This is a genomic window from Gilliamella sp. B2828, assembly GCF_026537125.1.
GTDB lineage: Bacteria > Pseudomonadota > Gammaproteobacteria > Enterobacterales > Orbaceae > Gilliamella.
Genome location: NZ_JAFNMU010000008.1, coordinates 36,012 through 49,093, shown reverse-complemented (window position 1 = coordinate 49,093; position 13,082 = coordinate 36,012). Strand labels below are relative to the sequence as shown.

Genomic DNA, 13,082 nt, shown 5'->3' with positions numbered 1-13,082 from the left:
TAGCCTTTCATGCAGTTTTTATTTATATTGGTCGCTGAAAAGAAAATATTTTTAGGAGCAAAAATAATATGTATAAACAAGATGTAACAATTACTGCATCAAATGGTCTTCATACTCGTCCTGCGGCGCAATTTGTCAAGGAAGCCAAAAATTTCAATGCAGAAATTACCGTTACTTCAAATGGTAAAAGTGCAAGTGCAAAAAGCTTATTTAAATTACAAACTTTAGGTTTAACACAAGGAACAACGATTACTATTTCAGCTGAAGGCGAAGATGAAAAAGAAGCAGTACAACATCTTGTAAAACTAATTCCAGAATTAGAATAATAACTCCAAATTAGCTATGAACAGTTTTAAAATTGAATAAGGACTAAATTTATGGTATCAGGTATACTTGTTTCCCCCGGTATCGCTTTTGCAAAAGCGCTATTATTAAAAGAAGAGCCTATTGTTATTAGTAATAGACAAATTCTTGATAACAAAATTGACGCTGAAATTGAACGTTTCAAAGAAGCTCGAGAAAAATCAAGTGAGCAATTACATGTAATCATGGAACGAGCAAAATCTACATTAGGTGAAGATAAAGCAGCAATTTTTGAAGGTCATATTATGCTTCTTGAAGATGAAGATCTTGAACAAGAAGTTATTTCACGTATTCAAACTAAACATTCTACCGCTGATGCCGCAGTTCAATCTGTTTTTGAAACTCAAGCTAAAGAACTCGAAAATTTAGATGATGAATATTTAAAAGAGCGTGCAGCAGATATTCGCGATATCGGCAAACGCTTACTTAAAAATATTTTAGGTATTGAAATTGTTGATTTGAGTGCTATTAACCAACCATGTATTTTAGTAGCAACAGATTTAACACCATCTGAAACCGCTCAGTTGAATTTAGACATGGTATTAGGTTTTATTACTGACGCAGGTGGGCGAACATCACATACGTCAATTATGGCTCGTTCATTAGAAATTCCTGCTATCGTGGGTACGTCTAATGCAACCCAAGAAATCAAACAAGGTGATTTTGTTATTTTGGATGCAATTAATAATGCTATCTATATCAATCCAGATCACACTACTCAAGAAAAATTAAAGCAGGTCCAAGCAAAATTTATTACCGATAAAGAAGAACTTGCAAAATTAAAAGACTTACCAGCTGTAACACTTGATGGACACCAAGTCGAAATTTGCGGCAATATTGGTACAGTGCGTGATATTGCTGGCGCAGAACGCAATGGTTATGAGGGTGTTGGTTTATATCGTACAGAATTTTTATTCATGGATCGAGAAGCTTATCCTAATGAGGAAGAACAATTCAAAGCATATAAAGAAGTGGCTGAATCGACGAATGGTTTATCAGTGATTGTACGCACGATGGATATTGGTGGTGATAAAGATGTACCTTATATGCATTTACCAAAAGAAGAGAATCCATTTTTAGGCTGGCGTGCAATTCGTATTTGTTTAGATCGTAAAGAAGTACTGCACGCTCAATTACGTGCAATCTTGCGTGCATCTGCATTCGGAAAATTACGTATTATGTTCCCAATGATTATTTCAGTGGAAGAAATTCGTATATTAAAATCTGAAATTAATATTCTTAAAGAACAATTAACGACCGAAGGAAAAGCATTCGATAAAAATATCGAAATTGGTGTAATGATTGAAACCCCAGCAGCAGCAGTGATTGCACATCATTTAGCCAAAGAAGTAGATTTCTTTAGTATCGGTACTAATGATTTAACACAATATACACTTGCTGTTGACCGTGGTAATGAATTGATTTCTCATCTTTACAATCCATTATCACCTTCTGTATTAACATTGATTAAAAATGTTATTGATGCTTCGCACAAAGAAGGTAAATGGACTGGAATGTGTGGTGAACTTGCTGGTGACGAACGGGCAACAATTTTATTATTAGGTATGGGCCTTGATGAATTTAGTATGAGTGCTGTATCAATTCCAAAAATTAAGAAATTGATTCGCAATACTAATTATGAAGAGGCGAAAAAGTTTGCTGATACAGCTCTACAAAAAGCAACAGCTAAAGAAATTATTGACTTAATTGAAAATTATACCGCTGAAAAGCAAATTTGTTAGGAGACAATGATGGGTCTATTCGATAAAATTAAGCAATTAGTATCCGATGATAATAAAAATAGCATCGAAATTATTGCACCTTTAAGTGGCGAAATTGTCAAAATCGAAGATGTACCAGATGTGGTTTTTGCTGAAAAAATCGTTGGTGACGGTGTTGCAATTAAGCCCTCTGGTAATAAAATTGTTGCACCTTTAAATGGTAAAATTGGTAAAATTTTCGAAACCAATCATGCTTTTGCAATTGAATCAGATGAAGGTATTGAGCTTTTTGTTCACTTTGGTATTGACACAGTAGAATTAAAAGGTGAAGGCTTTAAGCGAATTGCTGAAGAAGGTCAACAAGTAAAAGTAGGCGATACTATTATTGAAATCGATCTGCCATTACTTGAGAGTAAAGCTAAATCAGTGTTAACACCAGTAGTTATTTCTAATATGGAAACAGTATTAGAATTAACAAAACTTTCTGGATCGGTTGAAGCAGGTAAAACGCCAATAATGCGAGTAAAAAAATAATCTTTTTATTTAATTTACTTAAAAAAAACCTTCAGTTTAAACTGAAGGTTTTTTATAAACATGTTTAATTTCTTAAACTTCTTAACGCCACTTTTTATATTGGTTAATTAAGTTATTGGTAGACTCATCATGAGAATTAACTGGCTTATCATCCGATAATTCGGGTAAAATACGTCCTGCTAACTGTTTACCAAGTTCTACACCCCATTGATCAAAACTAAAAATATTAAGAATAATACCTTGAGTAAAGATCTTATGTTCATACATAGCGACTAATGCACCAAGTGTATAAGGTGTTATTTTCTTCACTAAGATTGAATTAGTTGGTTTATTACCCTCAAAAACTTTAAATGGTACTATAGACTTAACTTCATCAAGTGTTTTACCTGCTGCAATAAATTCTTGCTCAACTTGCTGTGCAGTTTTACCAAATGCTAAAGCTTCTGTCTGTGCAAAAAAGTTTGATAACAATTTCGGGTGGTGATCACTTACTGGGTTATGGCTAATTGCTGGTGCAATAAAGTCACATGGAATTAATTTAGTACCCTGATGAATTAATTGATAAAATGCGTGTTGACCATTAGTACCAGGTTCCCCCCAAATAATTGGACCAGTTGTATAAGTCGTTTTTTGACCATTGCGATCAACACGCTTACCATTTGATTCCATATTTCCTTGTTGGAAATAAGCGGCAAAACGGTGCATATATTGATCATACGGTAAAATCGCTTCAGTTTCTGCTCCACAAAAATTGTTGTACCAAAGACCAATTAACGCAAGTAATGCTGGAATATTTTTCTCGATTGACGCGCTCTGGAAATGTTTATCCATAGCATGACCTCCAGCTAAAAACTTTTTAAAATTTTCAAAACCAATTGATAGAACAATTGATAAGCCAATTGCAGACCAAGATGAATAGCGACCACCAACCCAGTCCCAAAATTCAAACATATTGGTGGTATCAATACCAAATTTTTCGACCTCTTTAACATTGGTTGAAAGCGCAACAAAATGTAAAGCAATGGCTTTATCCTCTTTGGCTGCATCCAGTAACCACTTACGAGCAGTCTGCGCATTTGTCATGGTTTCTTGGGTGGTAAACGTTTTAGATGCCACTAAAAATAAAGTGGTTTCAGGGTTTAGATCTTTAAGCGCTTCTACAATATGAGTACCATCGACATTCGAAACAAAATGCATTGTTAGATGATTTTTATAAGGGCGTAATGCTTCGGTGATCATATGAGGACCAAGATCTGAACCACCAATACCAATATTAACTACGTCCGTAATTGCTTTACCCGTATAACCTTTCCATTCTCCACTAATGATCTTTTTACTAAACGAATCCATTTTAGCAAGTACGGTGTTAACCTCATCCATTACATTCTTACCATCGACATAAATCGGGGTATTTGAAGTATTACGCAACGCAACATGCAATACAGCACGATTTTCTGTACGATTAATTTTTTCACCGCTATACATGGCGTTAATGGCGCCATTTAAATCACATTCATCAGCAAGTTTGTAAAGCAATTCTAAAGTTTCTTGCGTCACTCTATTTTTTGACAAATCAACCAAAAACTCATCTTCAAAAGGAATGCTCAGTTTTTCAACACGCTTAGGTTCATCTTTTAAAATTTGGGCAATGGTTTTTTCATGATGCTTTTCATAACTAGCCTGAAGAGATTGCCAAGAAGAAGTGGTAGTTGGATCAATTGACTTTAACATATCTAATTCCTTAATTAATATAGCACTGCTGCCCATAATATAACTATGCCTAACATGATGCAAGATAAGGATTTTATCTTTTGTTTTTTAAATTGATATCATTTCAATCCCTTTTTTTACTATCTTCAATATATTTTGTCAGATTCTCAAAATCATCAAAGATAATAGGACCAAGATAAGGCACATATTTAGCTAAGTATATTTAAGACACAATTCCTTTTTCTTAAGCCAAAATTGTCACGTTACTAACTCTAAGGGATCTATTTATCTAATTCGTTCCGAGTAAGCGTGCTCTTTTATGCTTATGATGCTTCTACTTATAGACCTTGATAAACGACTTCACTATGAAATATGTAAAGGATTTATCTGTACATTTCTACACTAAATTCTATCCAGTTTTATTTATCAATAAAAAACAGTTCTTATTCACGTATTTCACATATTATTAATTAGTGTGGGATTTTATTTTCTGGTTGTATTGTTAAGTTTATTTCGTGAGATAACCACTTTAAATAAAAGGTAAGTGATTTTTTAGTAATAGCGCTCAATCTATAAGGAGCGCTTTTTTAGAGCTTGGGGAATGATAGTTATATCATAGATTATAGCGATAATATACACATAACTTCTCACGTGTTTCATAGATCAATTAACGTTGAATTGGTTAAGTAATGCAACACTCAATTGCTTCATCTTGAGCTGTACTATAATCAAAATGAGCTTTTTTAGAATCAGATTCTTGTAATTACATTTTAGGTAAATCAATAAAATTATAGTTAGCTAACTGACTTTTAAAACCGATTGTTGCATTTGTTACCATTCTTTTATTTAATTAATTTATAACATTTCATTGATCTTTTCTTATTTCTTATATTACTAATATCAGTAATAGATTTAAAAAATATTAATGTTTTTGGATTACATTTATCTATTGTATGATTTGTTTTTTCATTAAACCATGTGAAAAGCATGCGTTATACTTTTTTAAGAACAAATTTTTTACTTATTTTCCATAATTAATATTATTTACTTCTATATACCAATAGGGTTTATATATTTGCTTTTTTTAATCATCAACCGTCATATTACGTGTTTTTAAATCAAATGGTGTTAATTGATAGACATAATAGTTAAGCCAATTACTAAATAGTAAATAGGCATGGCTACGCCATGTAGCTTTCGGGGGCAGATTTGGATTATTATCTGGAAAATAATTTTCTGGAATATTCGGATTAATCCCAGCGTTAATATCGCGAAAATATTCATTGGCTAAGGTGTAAGAGTCGTATTCTGGGTGTCCTGTTACAAATGCCATACGTTTATCTGTTGTTGTCATTAGATAAGGCCCTGTTATATCGGACTCAGCTAAAATTGTTAAATCGGTGTAATTTATAATTTTATCTTTGGGAAAATCAGCATTACGTGAATGAGGTGCTAAAAAAGTATCATCAAATCCTCGTGATAAAATCGCATTCGGCTGAATAATTTGATGTTGATAAACACCTGATAATTTCTGGCTGCGAGTAAATTTTGGTAAATCATATAAGACTTTCAAAGCAGCCTGTACAGCCCAACAAACAAACATTGTTGAAGTTACATGTTCTTTTGCCCAAGTAATAATTTCAGCTAATTTAGACCAATAAACTACATCAGAAAAAGGCACTTTACCTAGTGGTGCTCCAGTTATAATAAGCCCATCAAAATTTTGATGTCGAATATCATCAAAATCACAATAAAAGCTTCTCAAATGTTCCATTGGTGTATTTTTTGATTCACGTTGATCAATACGCAATAATTGAATATTCACTTGTAAAGGGGAATTTGATAATAACCGAAAAAATTGATTTTCAGTCTCTATTTTTTTAGGCATTAAATTAAGGAAGAGAAGCTTAAGTGCTCGAATTTCTTGATTTTTAGCACGCGATGAAGTCATAATAAAGACATTTTCATTGCGTAACACATCTACAGCAGGCAATGAGTCTGGGATACAAATAGGCATAACAACAGCTCCTAAAGCAATGATTTATTTTTTATAATTAAAATAGACGTCTAGATATCTACATAGCTAAATATAGTGGGTTTTATAAAATTTGTCGAGATTTTTATTAAGCAATAAGATTCAAAAAAATCAGCATACTAGAAATTTTAATAGTAAATAATGCTTAAATGGTCTTCAAAGTGAAAACGTTGATGGGAATATTAAAACTTAGAAAGTACGAGTATCAGTACGCCAAGTATCGGCGGTTAATGCTTCGCCAAAATAGCTATTAATTAATTTTTGGGTAATGTCACTTAATGGTGAAGCTAATACTTCAGCCGTATTACCATATTCAACCAGTTCTCCCTTATGCATTACTAAAATTTCATCGCTGATATGTTTCATCATTCCTATATCTTGAGTAACGTAAACATAAGAAATATTTTGCTCAGCTTGCAGTGACAACATTAAATTGACTATTTGTGATCGCATTGAAATATCTAGCGCAGCTAAAGCTTCATCTAAAATTATCACTTTAGGCTTTAAAATTAATGCTCGAGCTAGTGCGACTCGTTGTTTTTGCCCTGCTGCCATTACCGAAGGATAATAAGAAGCATGTTCAGGTAATAATCCAACTTGTTTTAAGACGTCATTAATTAACTTTTCACGTTCTTGGGCATTATATTTAGTATTGTGTTTCAACGGGATTTCTAACAATTGTCCAATACGTAATCTTGGATCAAATGAGCTCTCTACATGTTGAAATATCATACGGATAAGTTGGCAACGGTAACTATAATCACCATATTCAACTTTATTACCATCAATCCAGATATCACCGCTATCAGGTTTCAACATACCGACTAACATTTTTGCTACAGTTGACTTTCCTGAGCCATTTTGTCCAATAATGGCCAACGTCTTACCTTCACTAAGTGAAAACGACAATGGTTTAACTGCATCAATACGCAAATTCCCCAGAAAACCTTTAGGAATTTTGAATTGTTTAGATAAATTACGCACTTTTAATATTGGATTCATCATATATACCTGTTATTGACCACTACTCATCAGTATTTAACGGAAAATGGCAAGCTACTGAGTGATCTTTTATCGGTCTTAACTCAGGTGCTTCGATACACTTCTTTTGAGCATAAGGACAACGGGGTCCTAACCGGCAACCTATCGGTAAATGCTCAAGAGATGGAATAACTCCGGGTAAAGTATTGAGTGGGCTTTTATGGGGCATCGCTTTTCCAAAATCAGGAATAGCATAAATCAAAGCTTGAGTATAAGGATGATAAGGGGATTTAATTAAATCTTCACTATCAGCAACTTCCACCGTTTGGCCACAATACAATACACTAATACGATCAGTCCATCGTGTCACCATTTGTAAATCATGACTGATAAGAAGAATTGTGGTTCCAATATTTTGATTCATACTCGCAAGAAGCCTAAATATTTGTGATTCGGTTGTTGCCTCCATTGAATTAGTGGGTTCATCTGCAATTAATAATTTGGGTCGATTAGCCAGTGCAATAGCAATCATTACTTTCTGGCACTCTCCTTCAGTCAATTCAAATGGATAAGATTTTAATATTTCTTTATGGTCTTTAATTCCCACCCGATGCAACAATTCAATGGCACGATGTTTGCGCCAAAATAATCTTTGCCACCAATGCCCTTTAAATGTTCTTCTTGGAATAGCATTTATTAACTGTTGACCTATTTTCATTGAAGGATCTAAACATGATTGCGGTTCTTGAAATATCATAGATACGTTATCACTAATCACTTTTCGACGCTGTTTAGGAGAAAGTTTCAATAGATCAATATCATCAAAATGAAAGCGATCAGCCGAAATCTTCCAATTATGATTAGTCACCCCTAAAATGGCTTTAGCAATAAGACTTTTTCCTGAACCTGACTCTCCAACTAAACCACGAATTTCACCTTCAGATAGCTTTAAGTTTACACGATCGATTGCTCGTAACAAACCATCAGGCGTAATAAATTCTATGGTTAAATTTCGAATATCTAACAAAGCCATAATTAATGCCCTGCTCGTCGGCCATATAATCCAAAATTGAATAAATAGACCAAAGTTATAGTAACAACTACAACCAATCCTGGCGATAGAAAAGCTAAATAATTAGTACCGATAATATCTTTCATTTTGAACATCATCATACCTAAATCGGGACGTGAAACGTCATTTGCAAAACCTAGAAAAGTTATGGTAGTAATGGCCAAAATGATCGAACCAAATAATGAGGCAATTTCGGTCAAATACATGGGTAAAATATTAGGTAAAATGTAGTGATTAAAAATTGATAACGGTGATAACCCATCCAATCGGTAAGCTGTAATGTAAGTTTTATGCCATTCATTAATCGCTTGTTGATGAATATTATAGATAAAGCGTGGTGTATAAGATAATCCAATCACTAATAATATGTTGGTAATATCATCTTCTAATATCATACTAATTGCAATGACGCCTAGTAGCGGTGGCACAACCATACAAAACTTAAAAATAAATAGAATTAGCGGACGCAAAAAAGATATAAAGAACATCAAATAATTAATTATCCCACCAAAAATAATGACATAAAATACGGCTTTTAATGTCATGGATATGGTCGAGCGATATCCGATCAGTAAATAATCAAAAATATCTTGTCCTTTGGCATTAGTACCTAAAATATGATTTAAATCACCATTCGCCCACCAAGCTGGTGGTAATGAAGCCGGATAAATAGAATTTAAATGAGCATGAAAAAACCATTTAGTCGATAATGCTACAAATGCAATTGCTAAAATACCATAAAAGCTAATAATTAAATAAACATTACTGTGTAGCTTATTAAAGCAAGATACAATAGCATTTACTAGTTTAGTTACCCTAGACATAATTTACCTTATGACGTAATGGATAAATAGCAACAGAAGAAATTTCACCTAATAATGTTAATAGACTAATGACCGTACCACATGCCAAAATTGCAATAGCTATAATGGAATAATTATGATGGTGATAAGCAATCATCACCCATTGCCCTAGACCAACACGATTAAATAAAATTTCTATTACCATTGTCGAAAACAGCAGTGTTGTCGTATTGTATGTTAACTGTGGAATCGTTGCAGGAATAGAATTAGGTAACAAATGACGGCGTAAAATTTTAAATGGGGATCGTTCACGAATAATCGCTATTTTAATATAGTTTTGACGTGAGGTACTTTTTACCGATTGACTCACTAATTGTATTGTCATAATACTTGGTTGAATGGCTAAAATAATAATAGGCAAAAGCAAATGATGCAGATGTACAAGAAGTGCTTGTAATTTCATTGTTTTTGATGCAACAAGAATTTCGAGTAACGATGTGCCCGTTACTGACGGCGACACATCAAAATTCATTGATATCGACCAAGTAGGCGATAACCAATGCATCACAATAACAACAAACATAACTTTAGGACAAGAATACAGAAATAAAGATCCTAAGCGAATAGTATTATTAAGCCAATTAATATTACTCAAACCAAGAAAAATTCCCAATGGCAGTCCAATGACTAGAGCAACCACTAAAGCTAGTATACAAAGTTCGAAAGTCGCTAATAAAGTGTGAAAAAATGGTACGGTTTCACCTGATAATAATCTAAATTGACCTTGTAGTAATTGCTTAAAAAAAGCACTATATGCATCAACAAAACTCAAATTATTAGAGTTAAGTATTGAATGTGGAGCAAAATAGACTAAACAGAAACTAATCTGAGTTAATACGCAGATAATAAATAAAAACGTTACTATTTTTTTGAAAATATAGATAATCATGTTTATCTTTATCGCTGTTATAAGTAAATAAAACACGGTAACAACTATTTATTACCGTGTTTTAAACTATTTAAAGGATTAATCTTCTGATATTAATGGTTTGCTAGCAGCTGCATAAGCATGATCTTGTGCGCTCAAACCACCCGCATTACCTTTACCATCAAAATGATAGTCTGACTCTTCACGTGACCTTATAGTTTTATTCGATACTTCATACTCTGGTGCTGATGCTTTAGTCATTACAGCCGAAGAATGCCCTGTTGTTTGTTCATTTTCATTCACTGATTTATCACTGTCATTACTTTGTTCAACTTCATTAGAATCAAGTTGTATATTAATATCTATTTGATTAACAGGAGCAATATCTAACGTTATATCTGTATTATCTTTCATATTATTTGTCACTACAACTTCATTATCCTTAACAACAATAGGGATCAAAAGTGACGGAATTAACGGTATTGTCACTTTTGGTTCCTCCTGCTTCAATTGACTATAATCGATAAATACTCGACCTAATGCCAGTTCTAATGATGAAGCTGCAAATGCCAATGGCATTGGTGACTGTTTTTGTTCAGTATTTTTTAAACGTCGCTTATTACGCTGACCATTCATACGCAAATGTCTGGATGTTCGACGTTGGCGCTTTGGTTGAGTTTCAGTAACTTTATTCTCCACTGATTCTGCGACAAGAATTGGTAACAGTAAAGTTGGAATAATAACTTTTTCACCGACAGCCTGATCGATCATCTCACTATTTTTGACTCGAACACTTTTGTTTAAAGTGCGCTGTTGACGTCGTGGTTTAGGTTCTTTTGGCTTAATAGTTGTAACTTCATTAACCGTTTTATCTACTTTAGCAGTTGTATTTATTGTATTTATTGTATTTGATGCATTTGATGCATTTGCATTATTACTTTGTCTTGTGCGACGTCCACTATTTCTATTTGGTGTTTCTTTTGCTCGACTTTCTGTTGCCGGTGTTACCATAGCAATAATGTTATTAACAGCATTATTACTACGATTATTACGCTGGCGTCGATTATTAGAACGTTGATTATCACGTCGTTTTGGTGATGGTTGTTTAACTTCTGGTTCTGGTTTAGGTTTTTCAGCAGCAAATAATTTACATACTTTACCTAGCATATTATTGAACAAATTGACCAATTTCTCAATTTTTGGCTCAGCTTTGACTTTTGGTGTTGCACAAGCTTCAACTTTAGGTCCTGATAATATAGCTTGTTCTACAATAATGTCTGCTGTCTGATCATCTTCCTCTTCTTCAAGCTCACGAATCAGTTTAGGTAGATTATAACTTAGTACATCTGTCTCTTCACCAGTACGTTTACGAATAACTTTATAAAGAGGCGTTTCCATCTCTTCATCCCCGGCAATGACAATTTTGACATCAGGATGCATTTTTTCAATATTTGTAATCGCTCGACGTTTTTCATTGAGTAAATAACTCGCAATTGGCACAGGAACAATCACATCAATTTGAACTGTGTTATCTTTCATTGCTTCTTCTTGAATTAAACGGAGAATAGAAAGAGACAATGAATTGTTATCACGGACGGTACCTGTACCTTGACAACGAGGACAAATATGATGTGTTGCTTCACGTAATGAAGGACTTAAGCGTTGACGTGACATCTCAAGCAAACCAAAACGAGATATTCGCGTAGTTTGAATACGGGCACGGTCAGTTTTCATCGCTTCTTTTAACCGGTTTTCAACTTCACGCTGGTTGCGAATCGGTGTCATATCGATAAAATCAATAACAATCAAACCACCTAAATCGCGTAAACGTAATTGACGAGCGATTTCTTCAGCTGCTTCAAGATTTGTATTAAATGCAGTTTCTTCAATATCACTACCGCGAATTGACTTAGCAGAGTTAATATCAATAGCGGTTAATGCCTCAGTCGTATCAATAACGATTGAACCACCAGATGGTAAGCGAACTTCGCGTTGGAATGCTGACTCGATTTGTCCTTCAATCTGGAAATGATTGAATAATGGAACATCACCTTCATAAAGTTTTAAGCGGTTAACATATTCAACACGACCTAAATCAACCAATCGTTTTTTAGCCACTTCCATTACTTTAGGATTATCAATTAAAATGTCCCCTACATCATCACGTAAATAATCACGAAATGCACGGGTAATAATATCACTTTCTTTATGAATTAAACTTGGGGCTGGATAGTTTTTGGCTTCATTTTGAATTGCTGTCCAATAATTCACTAAAGCATTTAAATCTTGTTGTAACTCTTCTTGACTCTTACCCACACCAGCAGTACGAGCAATAACCCCCATTCCTCTTGGTTTTTCAATCGCATCAATAATGCGTCTTAAATCAGCTCGATCTTCACCTTCAATACGGCGCGAAACACCACCAGCTCGGGGATCATTAGGCATCAATACTAAATAGCTACCTGCAAGGCTAATATAAGTCGTTAATGCTGCACCTTTTTTACCACGAATCTCTTTTTCAATTTGGATTAGAACTTCTTGTCCTTCTTGTAAGTGCTTAATACTACGACGACCCGAAATATTGGTAGGGAAATAACTTTCAGCAATCTCTTTTAATGGTAAAAATCCATCACGTTCACCACCATAAGAAACAAAAGCAGCTTCTAAACTTGGATTTATTTTAGTGATTTTGCCTTTATAAATATTAGCCTTTTTTTGCTCATGCCCAAGACTTTCAATATCTAAATCATACAAGCGTTGTCCATCAACGAGCGCAACGCGCAACTCCTCTTGCTGGGTTGCGTTGATTAGCATTCTTTTCATTATTCTACACTCTTTATTAATCTTAATTAATTATAGGTAGAATATTATTATTAATAATAAGCGTTTATTTAACAATGATAAATAATGGTTGTTAACTAAATATTCAAATATG

10 protein-coding genes are annotated in these 13,082 nt (G+C 33.8%); 3 read left to right on the top strand and 7 right to left on the bottom strand.

What is annotated here, in order from left to right:
• Nucleotides 1–68: 68 nt before the first annotated feature.
• The 3 genes from ptsH to crr are packed head-to-tail and all read left to right on the top strand — an operon-like array spanning nucleotide 69 to nucleotide 2,618.
• Complete coding sequence (ptsH, locus tag J3U19_RS08125; protein ID WP_025316545.1) at nucleotides 69–326, top strand: phosphocarrier protein Hpr; 258 nt, start codon at nucleotides 69–71, stop codon at nucleotides 324–326.
• A 51-nt stretch (nucleotides 327–377) separates the two neighbouring features.
• Nucleotides 378–2,105, top strand: coding sequence for a phosphoenolpyruvate-protein phosphotransferase PtsI (gene ptsI / locus J3U19_RS08120; protein ID WP_267341227.1), 1,728 nt, complete (start codon nucleotides 378–380; stop codon nucleotides 2,103–2,105).
• Nucleotides 2,106–2,114: 9 nt separating this feature from the next.
• A complete protein-coding gene (gene crr / locus J3U19_RS08115; protein WP_267341225.1) occupies nucleotides 2,115–2,618 on the top strand; it encodes a PTS glucose transporter subunit IIA in 504 nt (167 codons plus the stop codon).
• 81 nt (nucleotides 2,619–2,699) lie between these two features.
• Here crr and pgi read toward each other — a convergent pair whose 3' ends face one another.
• The 7 genes from pgi to rne form a co-directional block, all read right to left on the bottom strand.
• Nucleotides 2,700–4,349 carry a glucose-6-phosphate isomerase gene (gene pgi, locus J3U19_RS08110; RefSeq protein ID WP_267341223.1) on the bottom strand — a complete coding sequence of 550 codons (1,650 nt, stop codon included), beginning with the start codon at nucleotides 4,347–4,349 and terminating at the stop codon, nucleotides 2,700–2,702.
• A gap of 1,063 nt (nucleotides 4,350–5,412) precedes the next feature.
• Complete coding sequence (gene metA, locus J3U19_RS08105) at nucleotides 5,413–6,345, bottom strand: homoserine O-acetyltransferase MetA (protein WP_267341222.1); 933 nt, start codon at nucleotides 6,343–6,345, stop codon at nucleotides 5,413–5,415.
• 207 nt (nucleotides 6,346–6,552) lie between these two features.
• Nucleotides 6,553–7,368, bottom strand: a complete 816-nt coding sequence (locus tag J3U19_RS08100) for an ATP-binding cassette domain-containing protein (RefSeq protein ID WP_267346002.1) — start codon at nucleotides 7,366–7,368, stop codon at nucleotides 6,553–6,555.
• A 19-nt stretch (nucleotides 7,369–7,387) separates the two neighbouring features.
• Nucleotides 7,388–8,377, bottom strand: a complete 990-nt coding sequence (gene sapD / locus J3U19_RS08095; RefSeq protein ID WP_267341220.1) for a putrescine export ABC transporter ATP-binding protein SapD — start codon at nucleotides 8,375–8,377, stop codon at nucleotides 7,388–7,390.
• A 2-nt stretch (nucleotides 8,378–8,379) separates the two neighbouring features.
• Nucleotides 8,380–9,240: an ABC transporter permease subunit gene (locus tag J3U19_RS08090; RefSeq protein WP_267346001.1), complete on the bottom strand. Its 861-nt coding sequence runs from the start codon at nucleotides 9,238–9,240 to the stop codon at nucleotides 8,380–8,382.
• Nucleotides 9,233–10,168 carry an ABC transporter permease subunit gene (locus J3U19_RS08085; RefSeq protein ID WP_267345999.1) on the bottom strand — a complete coding sequence of 312 codons (936 nt, stop codon included), beginning with the start codon at nucleotides 10,166–10,168 and terminating at the stop codon, nucleotides 9,233–9,235. Before J3U19_RS08085 ends, J3U19_RS08090 begins: the two co-directional genes overlap by 8 nt.
• Before the next feature lie 78 nt (nucleotides 10,169–10,246).
• The gene (gene rne / locus J3U19_RS08080) at nucleotides 10,247–12,970 is read right to left on the bottom strand and encodes a ribonuclease E (RefSeq protein ID WP_267345997.1); all 2,724 of its coding nucleotides are present in this window, start codon (nucleotides 12,968–12,970) and stop codon (nucleotides 10,247–10,249) included.
• Nucleotides 12,971–13,082: the final 112 nt, after the last annotated feature.